Source organism: Neorhizobium vignae, assembly GCF_000732195.1.
Lineage (GTDB): Bacteria > Pseudomonadota > Alphaproteobacteria > Rhizobiales > Rhizobiaceae > Neorhizobium > Neorhizobium vignae.
Window position 1 is genome coordinate 1 of record NZ_JNNU01000078.1, and the last position, 435, is coordinate 435.

Annotated in this window: 1 protein-coding gene; it reads right to left on the reverse strand. The window is 59.3% G+C overall.

The window, feature by feature from the left end; genetic code table 11:
* Positions 1-44: 44 nt before the first annotated feature.
* Positions 45-362, reverse strand: coding sequence for a hypothetical protein (locus tag GQ59_RS30425; RefSeq protein ID WP_037088682.1), 318 nt, complete (start codon positions 360-362; stop codon positions 45-47).
* Positions 363-435: the final 73 nt, after the last annotated feature.

The window sequence follows — 435 nt, forward strand, 5'->3', positions numbered from 1 at the left end:
GTCAGGACTTCGACCCGGACCGAAAGCCGGGCTTCGCCCCGTTTTCATTTCGTCTCAATCTGAATTTCCGTCCCCGTATCCAGCAGGATATGCAGGTCCCGGATTATGCCGGCGGCGTCAAGGACCGCGGCCTTGACCTGATCAGCCGATCGATTGCCCAATCCCAGGGCCACAGCTGTCGTCTGTAGGTCGATCACCACGTCGGACGATGTATGACTGCTAGGTATCCCGATTGTTTCGCGCATATCGCGGATCGTCCTAATTGCGCGGTTGAGCAGGCGGCGAGCTTCTTCGCCGCGGAGCTTCTCGACCTCGTTCGCGGCTCGGACCAACTCGACAATGAAGTCGGTGGTCGAGGTCAATGGGTCGTCCCTCCGCGCCTTGCGTATTGCGCATTCAGGAGGTCGACCAGATCATCGGCCTCTTCCATTCCGA